At 33.9% G+C, this 17,986-nt stretch carries 13 protein-coding genes, 1 other RNA gene and 1 pseudogene; 2 read left to right on the top strand and 13 right to left on the bottom strand.

Translation table 11 applies throughout. The features are described 5' to 3' along the window. Positions 1–198: 198 nt before the first annotated feature. Entirely contained in the window at positions 199–618 is a 420-nt protein-coding gene (locus GYY69_RS09190; protein ID WP_174797404.1) for an META domain-containing protein, read from the bottom strand. A gap of 76 nt (positions 619–694) precedes the next feature. On the opposite strand from GYY69_RS09190, the gene hrpA reads away from it, so the two are divergent. Further along, on the top strand, positions 695–4,570 hold the full coding sequence (hrpA, locus tag GYY69_RS09195; RefSeq protein WP_174797405.1) for an ATP-dependent RNA helicase HrpA: 3,876 nt from the start codon (positions 695–697) through the stop codon (positions 4,568–4,570). Positions 4,571–4,640: 70 nt separating this feature from the next. Here hrpA and GYY69_RS09200 read toward each other — a convergent pair whose 3' ends face one another. The 12 genes and pseudogenes from GYY69_RS09200 to thrS all read right to left on the bottom strand — a co-directional run bounded on the left by GYY69_RS09200 (position 4,641) and on the right by thrS (position 17,255). After that, entirely contained in the window at positions 4,641–5,684 is a 1,044-nt protein-coding gene (locus tag GYY69_RS09200) for a YdgH/BhsA/McbA-like domain containing protein (RefSeq protein ID WP_174797406.1), read from the bottom strand. 50 nt (positions 5,685–5,734) lie between these two features. Continuing rightward, on the bottom strand, positions 5,735–6,448 hold the full coding sequence (locus tag GYY69_RS09205; RefSeq protein WP_174797407.1) for a helix-turn-helix domain-containing protein: 714 nt from the start codon (positions 6,446–6,448) through the stop codon (positions 5,735–5,737). Positions 6,449–6,790: 342 nt separating this feature from the next. Further along, positions 6,791–8,715: pseudogene (locus tag GYY69_RS13140) on the bottom strand (peptidase U32 family protein). Positions 8,716–8,853: 138 nt separating this feature from the next. Further along, positions 8,854–9,723 (bottom strand): protease HtpX, encoded by an 870-nt coding sequence (htpX, locus tag GYY69_RS09215; RefSeq protein ID WP_174797408.1) that lies wholly within the window; start codon positions 9,721–9,723, stop codon positions 8,854–8,856. Positions 9,724–9,966: 243 nt separating this feature from the next. Continuing rightward, positions 9,967–10,062: signal recognition particle sRNA small type (ffs, locus tag GYY69_RS09220), an RNA gene on the bottom strand. Positions 10,063–10,199: 137 nt separating this feature from the next. Next, the gene (locus tag GYY69_RS09225; protein ID WP_065637551.1) at positions 10,200–10,493 is read right to left on the bottom strand and encodes an integration host factor subunit alpha; all 294 of its coding nucleotides are present in this window, start codon (positions 10,491–10,493) and stop codon (positions 10,200–10,202) included. Between the two features lie 5 nt (positions 10,494–10,498). Beyond that, a complete protein-coding gene (pheT, locus tag GYY69_RS09230; protein ID WP_174797409.1) occupies positions 10,499–12,886 on the bottom strand; it encodes a phenylalanine--tRNA ligase subunit beta in 2,388 nt (795 codons plus the stop codon). Positions 12,887–12,902: 16 nt separating this feature from the next. Further along, complete coding sequence (pheS, locus tag GYY69_RS09235; protein WP_174797410.1) at positions 12,903–13,886, bottom strand: phenylalanine--tRNA ligase subunit alpha; 984 nt, start codon at positions 13,884–13,886, stop codon at positions 12,903–12,905. A gap of 210 nt (positions 13,887–14,096) precedes the next feature. Then, entirely contained in the window at positions 14,097–14,450 is a 354-nt protein-coding gene (gene rplT, locus GYY69_RS09240) for a 50S ribosomal protein L20 (RefSeq protein WP_024496189.1), read from the bottom strand. A gap of 30 nt (positions 14,451–14,480) precedes the next feature. Next, positions 14,481–14,678 carry a 50S ribosomal protein L35 gene (rpmI, locus tag GYY69_RS09245; RefSeq protein WP_034945602.1) on the bottom strand — a complete coding sequence of 66 codons (198 nt, stop codon included), beginning with the start codon at positions 14,676–14,678 and terminating at the stop codon, positions 14,481–14,483. Between the two features lie 84 nt (positions 14,679–14,762). After that, entirely contained in the window at positions 14,763–15,302 is a 540-nt protein-coding gene (infC, locus tag GYY69_RS09250) for a translation initiation factor IF-3 (RefSeq protein WP_065587350.1), read from the bottom strand. Positions 15,303–15,329: 27 nt separating this feature from the next. Continuing rightward, positions 15,330–17,255: a threonine--tRNA ligase gene (gene thrS, locus GYY69_RS09255; protein WP_174797411.1), complete on the bottom strand. Its 1,926-nt coding sequence runs from the start codon at positions 17,253–17,255 to the stop codon at positions 15,330–15,332. A gap of 254 nt (positions 17,256–17,509) precedes the next feature. Between thrS and GYY69_RS09260 the strand changes: the two genes are divergently transcribed. Then, positions 17,510–17,956 (top strand): YaiI/YqxD family protein, encoded by a 447-nt coding sequence (locus GYY69_RS09260; protein WP_174797412.1) that lies wholly within the window; start codon positions 17,510–17,512, stop codon positions 17,954–17,956. The last annotated feature ends 30 nt before the right edge of the window (positions 17,957–17,986 follow it).

Raw genomic sequence — 17,986 nt, forward strand, 5'->3', positions numbered from 1 at the left:
AATCACATAAAGCATTTGAAGAGTATGATAATTTCATCAATAAGTTAAATCCTTTAAAAATTACCCTTATTATATTCTTAACAGTATTTTAAATAAAGTTTTTTATCCTAAATAAATTTTTTTGTTTATAAAATAATTCAATAGCAACATTCATAAATATATTTTTGCTAAAACGCGCACAAAAATAAAAAGTTTGAACTACATTAAATCTTTAAGTTGGTAAATGAGTTCATTTTTGTTGTTTTTCAAAGTTAATTGATTATTGGTTAAACTGATTTTTGCACCGTCAGTAATTAATTGTTGAATAACATGATCTAATTGATTTAATTGATCATCATTACAAAGCATTTTGGTCATTGCAACACCTGTACCTTTAATGTGGTTTTTATCTAAAATAACTCGACCTGAAAACTGGTTACACATTTTGCCTGTGATAGTCATTTTTTCACCGAATATAAGTTCAGCTTGCTCATCTAAAGAGATGTCCAGACCATTTGCATTAATTAATACGAAACGGTGATGCATAAGATCAGTATCTTGTATCTTACTCGATTCATAGCATCCAGACATAACTAGAGCAACAGTAAATAGCGAAATTAGCAATAATGTTTTTTTCATATGAACTCCTAATAACAGGTTAAATTTGCTATAATTAAACCTAATTATGACGTTAATTAAAAATATCTGACTCTCTATGTTATCTCAAAACCAATTAAAAAAACTTGATTCAATGACTTTCTTAGATAAGCACAAAATAATAAAATTTGCCCAGAAAAGTCAAACTATAACTAATATAGATTCAGCCATACAAAATGCTAAGTTACATTACCAAGCTAGAATAGATTCATTACCAAAGAGCATTGATTTTCCTGATAATTTACCTGTCGTTGAAAAAAAACAAACAATTTATGACGCAATTAAGCATCATCAAGTGGTCATAATCGCAGGTGAAACAGGTTCAGGAAAAACCACGCAAATTCCTAAAATCTGTCTAGAGTTGGGCTTAGGCGTAAAGGGATTTATAGGTCATACCCAACCAAGGAGGTTAGCTGCGCGTTCAGTGGCTAATCGTATTGCTGATGAGTTGAAAACAGAAATAGGGCAATTAGTTGGTTTCAAAGTCAGATTTTCTGATCATGTTAGTGAAACAACACTGATTAAATTAATGACTGATGGTATATTGCTTGCTGAAATTCAAAAAGATAAACTTTTATTACAATACGATACTATTATTATTGACGAAGCTCATGAACGTAGCTTAAACATTGATTTTATTTTAGGTTACCTTAAGCAATTATTACCTAAACGTCCAGACTTGAAGGTCATAATAACATCGGCAACGATTGATGTGGAGCGTTTTTCTAAACATTTCAATCAAGCACCGATTATTGAAGTATCTGGTCGCACCTATCCTGTTGAAGTTAGATATCGTCCTTCAATATTAGATGACGATGATAATTGCAACGATAAAAATAGTGATTTTCAATCCATCATAGATGCGATTGATGAACTTTCAGCTGAAAGCCATGGTGATATACTTATTTTTCTAACTGGTGAAAGAGAAATTAGAGATCTTGCCGATACACTTAATAAATTGGATCTTCGTCATACTGATATCTTACCATTATATGCAAGGCTATCAGCATCAGAACAAAATCGGATTTTCCAGTCGCACACTAAAAGGCGAATAATTCTAGCAACAAATGTGGCAGAAACATCGTTGACGGTGCCTGGAATTAAATATGTTATCGATACGGGTTTAGCTAGGATTAGTCGCTATAGTTATCGCACTAAAGTTCAACGTTTACCGATTGAACCGATATCTCAAGCTTCAGCCAACCAACGAAAAGGGCGCTGTGGACGAACCTCAGATGGAATCTGCATCCGGTTATATGATGAACAAGATTTTTTATCTCGTCCTGAATTTACCGATCCTGAAATTTTACGTACAAATTTAGCATCGGTGATATTACAGATGACCTCGTTAGGTTTAGGTGACATTGCAGCATTTCCTTTTGTTGAAGCCCCTGATGCAAAATATATTCGTGATGGCATTCGATTGTTAGAAGAACTTGGTGCAATATTTATTAAACATTATCGATATCATTTAACTGAAATAGGACGAATTTTAGCGCAATTACCCATCGATCCAAGATTGGCCAGAATGCTGGTTGAAGCAAGGCGATTGGGTTGTACTAAAGAAGTGATGATAATTACTGCAGCTTTGTCTATCCAAGATCCTAGAGAAAGACCTTTTGATAAACAACAAGCTTCGGATGAAAAACATCGTCGTTTTGTTGATAAGGAATCTGACTTTATATCTTTAATTAATTTATGGAATTATATTAAAGAACAACAAAATATATTATCCGGAAATCAATTTAGACGATTGTGTCAGAAAGAATTTTTAAACTACCTTCGGATTCGAGAATGGCAAGATGTTTATACACAAATTAGACAAACCATTAAACAATTAGCATTCCCTATAAATAGTAAAGCGGCAGATTATAATTCATTACATATTTCATTACTAAGCGGTTTATTATCCCATATCGGAATGAAAGAACTTGAAAAGCATGAGTATATTGGGGCACGAAATATTAAATTTGCAATTTTTCCTAATTCGGCACTTTTCAAAAATCAACCTAAATGGTGTATCGCTAGTGAACTAATTGAAACTAGCCGGCTATGGGGAAGAACAGCGGCTAAAATTGAAGCTGAATGGATTGAGCCCATAGCAAAACATTTGGTGAAATATAGTTATAACGAACCAAGGTGGACCAAAAAACAGGGTACAACTATTGCAAATGAAAAAGTGACATTATTTGGTTTACCTATTGTTGCTAGCCGAATAGTGAATTATAGTAAAATCGATCCTGTATTAAGTCGTTCTCTATTTATTCGTCATGCCTTGGTTGAAGGTGATTGGTTTACCAACCATCAGTTTTATAAAAAAAATAAAAAATTAATTAATGAGATTGAAGATCTTGAGCATAAATCTCGTCGGCAAGATATTTTAATAGATGATGATGAACTTTTTGATTTTTATGATAAGCGAATAGATAAATCAGTCGTGTCATCTAAACATTTTGATGCTTGGTGGAAACAAAAACAAAAATCAGATCCTGACTTTCTTAATGTTGAGAAAGAGATGTTGATCAAACAATCGGCACAACTGGTAAATTTAAATGACTTTCCTGATTTTTGGAATCAAGATAATTTGAAATTAGCACTGAGTTATCAATTTGATATCGGACACAAAAGTGACGGTGTCACAATAAAAATACCTCTTAATCTATTAAACCAAATCAAAAATAGGGGATTTGATTGGCAAGTACCTGGTTTTAGAAAAGATTTAATTATTGCATTAATTAAATCTTTACCTAAATCACTGCGCCGAAATTTTGTTCCAGCACCAAACTATGCTGATGCATTTTTGAGTAGAGGCATTTCAACGGATCAACCTTTACTTGAAAGTTTAGAAACTGAATTTCACAAAATGACAGGTGTAAAAATTACCCCCGAAGATTGGCAATTGGATCAAATTCCAGACTATTTGAAAATGACTTTTAGCATTGTTGATAGTAACAATAAAGAAATTGCTGCAAGTAAAGATCTGGTTTTACTAAAAGAACAACTCAAAAATGAACTTCAACAAGCATTGTCATCTTTAACAATTAAGAAAAAGGTTCAAATTGAACAAAATAATTTAACTGAGTGGAATTTCGGCTCTCTGCCTAGTATCTATGAAGAAAATCATAAAAATTATACGATTAAAGCTTATCCTGCAATCATTGATAATCAACATTCTGTAAGCATTAAGTTAGTCGATAATCAAGATGAGCAACAAAGACTTACAAAACTAGGGCTAAGACGCCTACTTATGCTCAATATACCATCGCCAATCAAGTATTTGCACGAAAAGTTACCGAATAAATCTAAATTAGGCTTATACTTCAATGCTTTTGGTACAGTACTGAGTTTAATTGATGATTGCATTGCTTGTGGTGTTGACTATTTGATTGAAAAAAATGGTAAAGTCATTCAAAGCCAAGATGATTATGAGGCATTATTGGATTATACTAAAAGTCATATTAATGATGTTGTGGTTAATATTGCCAAAGAAGTTGAGTCCATTTTGACTTTATTTTACAACATCAGTAAAAAGTTAAAGGGTCGTATTGATATATCATTAGCTTTTGCTTTATCTGATATAAAAAAGCAAATGGATCATCTTATTTATAAAGGTTTTGTTGCAAAATCGGGTTATAAACGACTGCCAGATATCAATCGTTATTTATTGGCGATTGAAAAAAGAATTGAAAAACTAATGTTGAATTTCACTAAAGATAGGCAATCGATGAACATAATTGAAGAGGTTGAAATTCTATATAAAAAATGGGTTAATAGTTTATCGGAAAATTCAAAATCACAAGAAAAAGTAACAAATATCCGTTGGATGATTGAAGAACTTAGAGTAAATCTATTTGCACAGCAGTTAGGTACTGCATATCCAATTTCAGCAAAACGTATTAAGCAACAAATCGACAAAGTAAAATCTGAGTTGTAACAGTTAATTGAATGAAGATATTTGTTCGATAAAAAATAGGGCGTTTATGCGCCCAATTATCTATATAAGTTTATCGATAAAGATCGACAAAAACTGTTATATTCGGGCCATTTGAATCATGAGCTACTCTAGCAATATGATAATACTTAGCACCGGCATCAATAGCTCGTTTACCTGCCTGATAAGAAATTTCCTGATCGGTAACATAATAACCTCTGAATTTAATTGTATCAAATGCCACCATTTTAGCTGCAGTTGCATCATTTAATTCTTGAATTTTTCGCCCGTCTGAAAGAGTGACAGTGTAACGATTAACACGTTGAGGTTCAGTCGCAACCGTGGTAACTTCAGATGCATGGATACTGGTTGCTGCAGAAGTTTTCGTTTTATTAGTAGGTTCATTAATAACTTTTACTTTATTATTAAATTTATCCGCATAAAATTTTTCATTAAACGCTGATGGAGAATAATATCCTGTTTTTTCAACTTGCATTGCGGCATCACCACCTTTAGCTAGGGCTTGTTGACCAGCTTCAGAATCATAAGGAATTGCATTTTCTGGTTGTAGTTTACGTTCAGGTGCATCCTTCTTAAATAAATAGGCGGCAACTTGTATATTACTACCTAATTCAGAACGTGAATCAATATAAAAGGCGTAAGCACCTTTTGCTGATGCTTCTTTAGCAATTGCTTGGTTCACATCATATTCATTAGGGAAATAACCACGAATACGCACAATATTGAAAGGCTCTAAACGTATGGCTTTAGATTTGGGATATTCATATACACCCTCGAATTTGCGGAAACTTTCTATTTGTTGTTCAGTTTGAGGTGCATCAGATTTATATAATCTAGCGTAGACAATGCGTAAAGTATCATTAGAAGGACTGATATTGGTAGTTGTTATAAAAAAAGATGCAGCACCTTCTTTATCTGCCGCTTTTGACATAGCCAAAACATAGTCATTATCAGTATAAAACGCTCCACGGATAGTTATGCTTTTAAATGATTGCAAATCTTTAGCTTGTTGCTCGGTTAGTTGTTGGGCAGCAAACGAAGAAAGAGGGGCGAGAGCCAAAGTTGCTACAATAAATGTTTTCTTTAAACTTGTCATATATTAAGACCTTACAATATAGTATTGCGATTATTTTAACATAAATAAATCTAGTTGCCTAAATCTATTAAAGCATTTAAGTTTTTAATAAATATATATTTTCCTCTAGCTGATAAAATATTTTGCTCCTGAAATTTTGATAAATTTCTACTAACTGTTTCAATCGTTAGGCCTAAATAGTTAGCAATATCAGCTCGACTCATCATCAGTTTAATATTTAATGAAGAATGTCCTCTTTTTTCATAACGTTGATAAAGCGAATATATGAATGTTGCTAATCGCTCATCCGCTTTTTTTTGTGAATAGCATAATACTAATTTTTGATAATTATAAATATCAGAACTCAGTAAATTAAATACCATGTCTCTAATGTTTTTTTGATTATCAACAAGTGACATTAATTCATCATAACGAAGCTCACAAACCTGCGTATTGCTAAGCGCTTGGATAGTATTGTTATATACTTTTGTCGAAATTGAATCTAAACCAACAATATCACCAGGTAAATAAAAACCATTAATTTGTTGGTGATTATCTGCCGTTGTAACAAAGGTTTTAAATGCACCTGCATAAATAATATAGAATTTGGTAAATGGTGTATTAGCTTTAACTACAATTTCGTCTTTGCTATAAGATACTTTGCGATTTAAAATACTATCTATCTTATTGTTGAGCATCATGGGAATACAAAGAGAGCCTATACTACATAATTCACATGGAACAGAATAACTTTTTGAACGTAGTGTCTTAAAAATATTTTGCATATTAACCAAAAGAAATAATCATAATTTATTAGATTATCATATTTTATAATAAAACAACAATTGCTCACTAATAAATAATATTTTTCATTATATTAATTAAATATTATTTAACATAATATACATTATTTTAACGCATTGATTTTATTGGTTTTATTGTTTATATGTTATTAATTTGTAGATTAATCATAGGGTTAGCGGGTTTGGTGGCTTAATTTAAATTGACGGCATAATTTTATGGTTTACATCCACAGAATTCACGTACGTTTATCGTGGTGCGCATAATGTATATTATGTTAAATAACATACATTATTGCGAACTTTCCGCTACTACTTTTAGATACTTTAATTTTTTGTCATAAAAATAACATCGCTACCAGGAAGAGGCATTTTTAGAATGTGTTTTTTGATTTTACCCCAAACTTGCATTTCACAAGCTTTACAATTAAACTTTAATAGTAATTCTTCATTATTTTGAATCAATTTTATTGGTGTAACTTTGGTTTTAACTCCCTGAATCCCTTTTGCTTGTTTTGGACACAAATTAAAAGCAAATCGTAAGCAATGTTTCGTTATCATTAATGGTGCATCATCTTTAACTTCATGAGCTTCATAGGCACTTTCGATTAACTCAACGCCATGTTGTGTATAAAATTCTCTTGCTTTATGATTATAAACGTTGGCTAAAAAGCTTAAATGATTTTCAGGATAAATTGGAGCTGGCTTCTGCTCAGGTTTACGTTTTTCGGGATGATAATTCGCTAATCTTGTGGCAGTCAATTTATCAATAGCATCCCGTCTAAATTGGTTTAATTGGCTACTTGGAATGAAATAAATTTTCGATAGATTTACATCAAAATCAGTTAAATAATATATAGATTGACCTAGTTTAGATAAATTATCTCTAATATTTAATAATGATTTATTTGGTTGTTCTGCAAGATCGAATGAGCCAGTTAGTTTTAATTTAACACAAATCCCCTCTTCGCTTTTTGCTTTTAGCTCAATACCATTTTCGATATCATATAGTTCAAATGACACACCAATTCTGCGGTTACTTGATTCTTTTAATAAATTTTGTTGCCACACGTGATCAAGATTTCGATTAACCACATAAGGTAATTTAACTGAAAAAAGTAGTTTAGGAATTTCATTTGGGTAAATTCGGTATTGATTGACCGAAAGTTTTTCTACCTTATTGGCTCTGAATCCAAAAATCTCTCGTTTTATCAGTACATTTAAACCATCTTTTTCTCGGATTTAATATCGATGGTTTTAGGCGTAATTCTGATTATCTCTCCAACTTGCAAACCAATAAATTTAGGTGAATTGAAAGCGCCTATATTTGGTTTTCTTCCGTGCAGAAAATAATCTGTACTTCCTCGATGAAATGTTCGGTTAGGATCAGGTGTAAAAAAGTGTTCTGTTCGACCGCTTGAAGCAGGTTGTAAATCTGATGATTGAGTTAAAATATTATCTATTTTTTGACGATAAAAAGCGGTAATATTTTTGACATAACTTAAATCTTTGTAACGTCCTTCTATTTTGAAAGATCTCACACCGGCTTGAATTAATTCGTTCAAATTATCCGATTGATTATTATCTTTCATTGATAATAAATGTTTTTCGTAAGCAACAATACGGCCTTGATCATCTTTTAAGGTAAAAGGAAGCCGACAAGCTTGGGAACAATCTCCCCGATTCGCACTACGCCCTGTTTGTGCATGAGAGATATAACACTGTCCCGAAAATGCCACACAAAGTGCACCATGTATAAAAAACTCTATTTTTGCATCAATCTGCTCATTAATTTTGCTTATCTCAGCTAAATTAAGTTCACGAGCCAATACTATTTGTGAAAAACCAACATCAGACAAGAATTTGGCTTTTTCAGGTGTTCTAATATCCATTTGAGTGCTAGCATGTAAATCTATGGATGGAATATCCATATTTAAAATACCCATATCTTGCACAATTAACGCATCAATACCCGCATCATAAAACTGTCATATAAGTTGTCTTGCTGGTTCAAGTTCGTTATCGTGAAGAATGGTATTTAAGGTTACAAACACTTTTGCATAATAACGATGAGCAAATTCAACTAACTGAGCAATATCGCTAACGGAATTACCTGCATTATGCCTAGCACCAAAGCTCGGTCCACCAATATACACGGCATCTGCGCCATGTAAAATGGCTTGCTGAGCAATTTCAATATTTTTAGCGGGGCTAAGTAATTCTAATTTATTATTGGCACTATGATATAGCATGATGAACTCTTAAAAAATGTAAATTTTTGATAGTTTAATCTTTATTTGACAAGCATTATTGTTAATTCCCTAATGCTTGTCAAAAAGTTTCAGGTAAGTATACGTTTGCGTATAAATATTGTTATAGCTTAGCTAACGTTAACTTTGGTAAGTATTGTTCCGTAAGGCTTCTATACGTTTTTCTAAGGGAGGATGAGACATAAATAATTCTGAAAATTTCGCTTTTTTAGCACCATTAATACAAAATGCTAAAATTGAAGTATCTTCGTTTGGCTCATAGCTAGTTTTGAGTTTTTCTAAAGCGGCAATCATTTTTGTGCTTCCAACCAATTTAGCCGAACCAGCATCAGCGTGAAACTCTCGATAACGAGAAAACCACATTGCGATAAGACTAGCTAAAATACCAAAGACCGTTTCAAATACCATAACTATTATAAAATATGTTAATTGTGATAAGCCGCGATTGCGATCATCTAGTGCTTGAGCTACAACAGATGCTAAAGTTCGTGAAATAAAAATAACAAAAGTATTCAGTACACCTTGTAATAAAGTCATTGTAACCATATCACCGTTTGCGACATGACTCATTTCATGGCCAATCACTGCTTCAGCTTCATCTTGGGTCATCGTATTTAATAAACCTGAACTTACCGCAACAAGAGAGCTATTTTTAGTTGCACCAGTCGCAAAAGCATTAACGTCTTGAGCATCATAAATAGCAACATCTGGCATTTTTATATTAAGTTCTGTTGATAAGCGACGAACAATATCAATTAACCATTGTTCTTGACTATTACTAGGTTGAGTTATGATTTGTCCCCCTACTGACCGCAAAGCCATTCGCTTAGACAATAGAAGGGATATAAAAGATCCTCCAAAACCAAAGATTGCTGCAAAAATAAGTAATCCTAAGGTACTATGTGAATCAACACCTAAAATACTTAGAATAATTCCAAATACTAACATAACCGCTAAGTTAGTTAGAATAAATAATCCAACTCGCATCATAATTTTTCTCTTTTTATATATTACATGTATTTCAAATTCTTAATGATTAAATTAAATTGCAATATCATGAATTTTAATTAATAACACACTGCTTATGATCGCAAAAATACAGCCTAGATACAACTATCAATATAAGTATATTTTGAGGAATATGCGATATTTGCTTGTTTGTTAAACATAAAGCAAATTAAATATTTTATAACATAATGAAGTAAATAACCGATGAGAAAGTACTGGAGGAGACTCTATCAGCCACATCCCACACACATACTTTTTACTTTGGCTGCTTCCTTCCGGACCTGACCTGATGAGCAAAAAAATGTTGCAAGAGGACCCATAGAGCCTCCATTGGAGGTATTATTATGCTTTATTTAAGAAACTAATACAACTATTTTTATCAAAAATTACTACGCCCTTCTAATATATTCAATAAAAGAAAGGCATTATATTGCAAAAGTAGGATCAAAACTTAGCAACTAGATAACTAAATTTTTTTCTACACGCTCTCTAAATTTAATTCCAGGTCTAAATGTAACAACTCGACGAGCAGAGATATCCACACTTTCGCCTGTCTTTGGATTACGTCCTGGACGTGAATTCTTATCACGTACTGCAAAATTACCAAATCCAGATAATTTTACGGGCTCTCCTTTTTCTAAAGCCACTCGGATCTCTTCAAAAAAGAGTTCAACAAGGACTTTAGCTTCTTGACGATCAATGTTAAATTTTTCGGCAAGACGATCTGCAATATCAGCTTTAGTTAATGTCATAGTTATTATTCTCTTAATAGGGCTTCAAAACGATTTTGTAAAGCAGTGACGCACTTACTTACAATGTTTGTTATATCTTCTTCTTCAAGTGTACGCGATTTATCTTGCAAAATCAAACTGATAGCAAGACTTTTTTGATCTTCCTTGATATTTTCGCCTTGATAAACATCAAACAGATTAACTTTTATAAGTTGCTCACCACCAGTTTGCTTACACTCAGAAATAATATCTGCTACTGGAATTGTATTTGATACAACAATAGCTATATCCCGTTTGTTCGATGGATACTTTGATAAATCTTGAGCAACAGGTACTTTCTTGCTACCAATTTTAGCTAAATTTATTTCAAAAACAAGCGTTTTACTATTTAAAGATAATTTTTTTTCAATTTCTGGATGTAAGACACCAAAATAGCCTACTATATCATCATTTAAATAAATATCTGCACTCTGTCCTGGATGTAAGGTAGTAAGCTGCGATTTCTTAAATTGCACTTTATCCGCACAGCCTAAAAGTGAAAAAATTGACTCAATATCACCTTTAAGATCGTAGAAATCCACGTGCTTTTTAGGAAGCTGCCAGTGTTCTTCGTACAAACTACCTGTAACGATACCAGATAACATCAGTTCTTGGTGTACACCTAATTCACATTTTTCATCTGGTATAAAACGTAGACCTGTTTCAAATAACCGTATACGTGCTTGCTGACGATTTTGGTTGTATAATACCGCGTCTAATAACCCAGACCATAGTGATAAACGCATGACTGACATTTCACTTGAAATCGGGTTAGGTAGCTTGATTCCAGGCTGTTCAGGATGAAGAATTTGCTGAACTTTTGGATCAACAAAGCTATATGTAACAGCTTCTTGATACCCTTTATCAACCAATAAGTCTTTTACTCTTCGTAATGATATTTGACTTTCTGGTTTTGGTCTCATTACTGATTCAATCTTCAGGTTAGCATTTGGGATATTGTTATATCCGTAGATTCGAGCTATTTCTTCAACTAGATCTTCTTCAATTTGTAAATCAAAACGCCAACTTGGTGATTTTACAACCCACACATTCTCTTTGTATTCAACTTCACAACCGAGTCTAACTAAAATATCAGTGATCTTTTGTGTTTCGATTGTATAACCAATAATACGATCAATTTTATTGCGACGTAACTGGATAATTGCTTGTACAGGAAGTTCTTCTTTATGTGTTACATCAATAATTGGACCAGCTTCACCACCACAGATATCAATTAATAATTTGCTAGCTCGTTCCATTGCTACAAATTGTAGAGATGGGTCGACTCCACGCTCATAACGGTGTGACGCTTCTGTATGTAAACCATATTCACGAGCTTTACCTGTTATTGCTAATGGATTAAAAAACGCAGATTCAAGAAACACATCTTTAGTCGATTGCGTTACGCCTGATTTTTCACCCCCCATGATTCCTGCTAATGCTAAGATTTTTTGGTGATCAGCAATAACTAAGGTTTTATCATTAAGTTTAACTTCATTACCATTAAGTAAAACAAGTTTCTCCTCTTTTTGGGCATAACGAACAACAATCCCCTTCTCTATTTCAGCCAAATCGAACGCATGCATTGGATGACCAAGTTCTAATAATACATAGTTGGTAATATCAACGATTGCATCAATAGAGCGGATTCCACCACGGCGTAGTTTTTCTTTCATCCATAATGGCGTTGGGGCATTAACGTTGATGCCTTTAATTACACGACCTAAATAACGTGGTGCTGCTTTCGGTTCATCTATCTGGATTGGTAATGTATCATTAATTGTTGCAGATACACTATCAACTTTTAGTTCTTTCATAGCAATATTGTTAACTGCGGAAATATCTCTGGCAATGCCAACAGTTCCAAAACAATCCGCTCGATTTGGTGTAACACTAATATCTATTATAACGTCATTAAGGTTTAAATATTCACGAATATCCATGCCTAAAGGTGCATCATCTGGCAACTCAATGATCCCATTATGATCATCCGAAATTCCCAATTCAGAATAAGAACAAAGCATTCCTTCCGAAGGTTCACCTCGTAATTTAGCCGCTTTAATTTTAAAATCGCCAGGTAATACTGCCCCCACTGTTGCACAAGCAACAGTTAAACCTTGACGGCAATTTGGCGCACCACAAACAATATCAAGTAATTCGGCTTTACCTATATCAACTTTTGTTACACGAAGTTTATCCGCATTCGGATGTTGCATACATTCAACAACTTTACCGACAACTACTCCAGTAAAATCGCCCGCTACTTTTTCGACATCCTCGACTTCTAAACCAGCCATTGTCAATTGATTGGCAAGCGTTTCGCTACTAATTTCTGGATTGATCCATTCACGTAGCCAATTTTCACTAAATTTCATGTTTTGATCTCCAGAATTAATTAAATTGCTTTAAGAAACGTAAGTCATTTTCAAAAAAAGAACGCAAATCAGTGACACCGTAACGTAGCATGGTTAATCGCTCTATACCCATACCAAAAGCAAAACCACTATAGATTTCATGATCAATGCCTACATTACGTAATACATTAGGATGTACCATTCCACAACCTAACACTTCTAACCATTTACCGTTTTTAGCTTTAATATCAACTTCAGCTGAAGGTTCTGTAAATGGGAAATAGGCTGGTCTAAAACGAATTTCCATATTATCTTCAAAAAAACAATGAAGAAAATCGTGTAATAACCCTTTTAAATGTGTAAAACTGATATCCTTATCAACCAGTAAGCCTTCCATTTGGTGGAACATAGGCGTATGAGTCTGATCATAATCATTGCGATAAGTTCTACCTGGTGCAATGATTCGGATTGGGGGTTTTTGGTTTTCCATGGTGCGAATTTGCACAGTTGACGTCTGTGTTCTTAATAATCGTTTTGCATCAAACCAAAATGTATCGTGATCAGCACGCGCAGGATGATGAGCCGGAATATTCAGTGCATCAAAATTATGGTAGTCATCTTCAATTTCTGGACCTGTTTCAACAACAAAACCCAACTCACCAAAAAAATCAACTAATCGATTAATTGTTTTTGTGACTGGATGTAATCCACCTAATTCAAGTGTTTTACCTGGCAAAGTGATATCTATTGTTTCGTTTGCCAGCTTTGCATCAAGAGCCTGACGCTCTAAAAGATTGCGCTTTTGATTTAATATTTCAATGACTTCTTGTTTTGCCTCATTGATTTTTTGACCGACAGCCGGACGCTCATCGGCAGGAACATCGCGTAATGAAGCCATTTGCATTGTAAAATAGCCTTTTTTACCAAAATATTCCACACGAATTTGTTCGATCGTATTAATGTCATTAGCACTTTCAATAGCGGATTTGGCATTATTAACCAGTTCAACTAATTGAGACATACAGTTCTCCTGCTTATTGTTCATTGCATAAAAAAAGCCTCTTTTGAGGCTTTTATAATCATTTTTCGTTTTTTCTTTGCCTCAGGAATTTATATTGCAACAGAAACCAAAAAAGAAACGAAAAATAACTATCTTCATAATTAATTTACTCTTCAAAAATATCAAAATTAGAATGATAAAAGCCGAGATAACTCGGCTTTTATCAAGTCATTATAGCGCTGCTTTTGCTTTTTCAACTAATGCAGCAAATGCATTTTTGTCAAATACAGCAATGTCAGCAAGGATCTTACGATCAATTTCTATTGATGCTTTCTTTAAACCATTGATAAAACGGCTATAAGAAAGACCACATTGACGAGCTGCAGCATTAATACGAACAATCCATAATTGACGGAATTGGCGTTTACGTTGACGACGGTCACGGTAAGCATATTGTCCAGCTTTAATTACAGCTTGGAAAGCAACACGATATACACGTGAACGAGCTCCATAATAACCTTTTGCTTGTTTTAAAATTTTCTTGTGACGTGCACGAGCAATAACACCACGTTTAACACGAGCCATAAACTATATCCTCTAAATAATTAACCAAAATTAAGCGTATGGAACACACGCAGTAACTAAACCTAAATCGCCTTTTGACACAGTCGTCAAACCACGTAAATGACGTTTACGTTTAGTTGATTTTTTAGTTAGGATATGGCTTTTGTTAGCTTGCTTATGCTTAAAGCCACCAGAAGCTGTTTTTTTAAAGCGCTTTGCTGCGCCTTTTACAGTTTTAATTTTAGGCATTTTATTAATTTCCACTTCGCATTGTTAATAAAAATAAAATAATGGTGTAATTTTCAATAAATCGAAAACTAGCTTGTCAAACCATTATTTCTTCTTCGGCGCAAGTACCATAATCATTTGCCGACCTTCAATCTTAGTTGGATAAGACTCAATGATCGCCAAATCAGCTAAGTCTTCTTTAATGCGATCAAGCATTTCAGAACCTAACTGTTGGTGAGCCATTTCACGACCACGAAAACGTAATGTGACTTTAGCTTTATCGCCATCTTCAAGAAAGCGAATCAGGCTGCGGAGTTTTACCTGATAGTCGCCTTCGTCTGTACCAGGTCGGAACTTAATTTCCTTAACCTGAACAACCTTTTGCTTTTTCTTCTGCTCTTTTGTTGCTTTACTCTTTTCATAGAGGAACTTGCCATAATCCATAATTCGACAAACAGGTGGCTCTGCATTAGGGCTTATTTCAACTAAATCTAAAGTTGCCTCTTCAGCTTGTTTTAAAGCTTCATCTAAGCTTACTATACCGAGCTGCTCACCATCGACGCCGGTTAATCTCACCTCACGAGCGGTAATTTCATCGTTAATCTTATGTGCTCGTGTTGACTGAATTCGTTTACTGACTTTAATATCTCATTCCTCCAAATTAATTTGTCATTAATTCATTTGTTCTAATGAACGACTATGAATTTCGTTAAGCAACAATTCTATAACATGTTTCACTTCAAAGCTACCAAGATCTTTACCTTGGCGAGTTCGAACTGAAATTGTTCCTGATTCCATTTCTTTGTCTCCACAAACAAACATATAAGGAACACGTTTAAGAGTATGCTCGCGAATTTTAAACCCTATTTTCTCATTTCTCAAGTCCGCTTTTGCTCTAATGCCAACTTTTTGTAGTTGCGCGGTTAATTGTTTTGCATATTCAGCTTGATTATCGGTAATATTAATTACTGCAACTTGCAATGGAGCAAGCCATGTAGGAAAAAATCCTGCGCAGTTTTCTGTTAAGATTCCCATAAAGCGCTCCATTGAACCTAAAATAGCTCTATGAATCATAACGGGAACATGACGTTCGTTGTCTTCACCAACATAAGTTGCATCTAAACGTTCTGGTAGCATAAAGTCTAATTGAACAGTACCACATTGCCATGCACGTCCTAGACAGTCATGTAGAGTAAACTCGATTTTTGGTCCATAAAAGGCACCCTCACCTGGTAGGTATTCAAAATCAATGCCGTTTTCAGTTAAACATTCGGCCAAATCTTTTTCTGCAAGATCCCATGTTTCATCTTTACCGATTCGTTTTTCTGGACGAGTGGATAACTTAACAGTAATATCTGTAAAACCGAAAGTACTATAAGTATCATAAACCATTTTGATACAACTATTAACTTCACTGCGAATTTGACTTTCAGTACAAAAAATATGTGCATCATCTTGGGTGAAACCTCGAACACGCATCAAACCGTGTAAAGATCCAGATGGCTCATTTCGATGACAGCTACCAAATTCCGCCATACGTAATGGTAAATCACGATAAGATTTTAAACCTTGATTAAAAATCTGTACGTGCCCTGGACAGTTCATTGGCTTAATACAATATTCACGATTTTCAGATGAAGTGACAAACATTAACTCTTTATAATTACCCCAATGCCCTGTTTTTTCCCACAAAACACGATCCATCATAAACGGACCTTTGACTTCTTGATAATCGTACTCTTTTAATTTAGTGCGAACAAAAACCTCAAGTTCACGGAAGATAATCCATCCATCATTATGCCAAAATACCATACCGGGTGCTTCTTCTTGCATATGATAAAGATCAAGCTGTTTACCTATTTTACGGTGATCACGTTTAGCCGCTTCTTCTAAAAATTGTAAATAGCTATCAAGTTGTTTTTTATCTGCCCATGCTGTTCCATAAATGCGTTGTAACATTTTATTGTCACTATTACCACGCCAATAAGCACCTGCAACTTTTTGCAATTTAAAATGGTGGCAAAAACGCATATTAGGAACATGTGGTCCACGACACATATCAATATATTCTTCGTGGTGATAAAGTGCTGGTTTTGAATCTTTAGGGATATTCTCATCCAAGATAGCAATTTTATATGGTTCACGTCGCTCCCAAAATACTTCTCTAGCTCGTTCCCAACTAACGACTTCTTTTTTTACTTCATAATCTTTTTTAGCCAATTCATGCATGCGTTTTTCTAATGCATCAAGATCTTCCTGCGTTAATGAGTGATCTAAATCAACGTCATAATAAAAGCCATTATCAATTGTTGGACCGATTGCCATTTGTGTATCAGGCCATAATTGCTTAATCGCATGACCTAATAAATGCGCACAAGAATGGCGTATAATTTCAAGTCCATCTTCGTCTTTAGTAGTAATGATGGCTAATGTTGCATCTTGCTCAATGATATCAGAGGCATCTTTACGCTCACCATTTACACGTCCAGCTATACAAGCTTTTGCCAGCCCTGCACCAATACTTTGTGCAACTTCTAAAACGGTAACGGGTTTATCAAATTGGCGTTGACTTCCATCAGGAAGAGTAATAATTGGCATAATAAATCCTTATAACAGTGGTGCGCCACACGAAAGCGCACTTGCGTACATAAATAAATTGGTCGGATATACTACCACTTATCATCAAAATTTTAAATAGAAAGAATCAGTTTATATCAACATAAATAAATTCATAAAATAGAATAAACTGCTGGTTTACCTAAAATATTTTCACAAAAAATGAATAGCACTTTTCCCCTAATAACAGCTATAATTGCTAGCAATTGATATTTTATAATATAGACATACTTGTTATGAACATTTGGATTGATGCCGATGCATGCCCAAACCCAATTAAAGAGATTTTATATCGAGTAGCTAACCGGAAAGCAATTAATGTTGTATTAATTGCTAATCAGCGGCTATATCCCCCCTCCTCGCCTTATATTAAAAGCTTGCAAGTTGAAAAAGGATTTGATGTTGCAGACAATAAAATTATTGAGTTGGTTAAAAAAAATGATTTAGTCATTACGTCTGACATTCCACTTGCATCAGAGATTTTAAATAAAGGTGCTTTAGTCCTCACACCACGAGGAGAACAATACACACTTGATACAATTAAAGAACGATTAACTATGCGAGATTTTATGGAAACGATGCGAGCTAGCGGAATACAGTCTAAAGGTCCTTCTCCTTTTTCAAACAGAGATAGAGAAAAGTTTGCTAATCAGCTTGATATTCTAATATGTAGGATCGTTTAAACTTTTGTTTTCTATCTTTTGAATCTTCGA

This window comes from Gilliamella sp. ESL0250, assembly GCF_013345045.1.
Classification (GTDB): Bacteria; Pseudomonadota; Gammaproteobacteria; order Enterobacterales; family Orbaceae; genus Gilliamella; species Gilliamella apicola_H.

What these genes read in the sequence shown, in the direction of transcription:
- thrS (WP_174797411.1), bottom strand. Translation starts at nt 17,255, where the DNA reads ATGCCAATTATTACTCTTCCTGATGGAAGTCAACGCCAATTTGATAAA.
- GYY69_RS09200 (WP_174797406.1), bottom strand. Translation starts at nt 5,684, where the DNA reads ATGACAAGTTTAAAGAAAACATTTATTGTAGCAACTTTGGCTCTCGCC.
- rplT (WP_024496189.1), bottom strand. Translation starts at nt 14,450, where the DNA reads ATGGCTCGTGTTAAACGTGGTGTTATTGCTCGTGCACGTCACAAGAAA.
- GYY69_RS09205 (WP_174797407.1), bottom strand. Translation starts at nt 6,448, where the DNA reads ATGCAAAATATTTTTAAGACACTACGTTCAAAAAGTTATTCTGTTCCA.
- pheT (WP_174797409.1), bottom strand. Translation starts at nt 12,886, where the DNA reads ATGAAATTTAGTGAAAATTGGCTACGTGAATGGATCAATCCAGAAATT.
- GYY69_RS09260 (WP_174797412.1), top strand. Translation starts at nt 17,510, where the DNA reads ATGAACATTTGGATTGATGCCGATGCATGCCCAAACCCAATTAAAGAG.
- GYY69_RS09225 (WP_065637551.1), bottom strand. Translation starts at nt 10,493, where the DNA reads ATGACATTAACTAAAGCTGATATTGCAGATCGTCTTGCCGAAAAATTT.
- htpX (WP_174797408.1), bottom strand. Translation starts at nt 9,723, where the DNA reads ATGATGCGAGTTGGATTATTTATTCTAACTAACTTAGCGGTTATGTTA.
- GYY69_RS09190 (WP_174797404.1), bottom strand. Translation starts at nt 618, where the DNA reads ATGAAAAAAACATTATTGCTAATTTCGCTATTTACTGTTGCTCTAGTT.
- pheS (WP_174797410.1), bottom strand. Translation starts at nt 13,886, where the DNA reads ATGTCTCAATTAGTTGAACTGGTTAATAATGCCAAATCCGCTATTGAA.
- rpmI (WP_034945602.1), bottom strand. Translation starts at nt 14,678, where the DNA reads ATGCCTAAAATTAAAACTGTAAAAGGCGCAGCAAAGCGCTTTAAAAAA.
- hrpA (WP_174797405.1), top strand. Translation starts at nt 695, where the DNA reads ATGTTATCTCAAAACCAATTAAAAAAACTTGATTCAATGACTTTCTTA.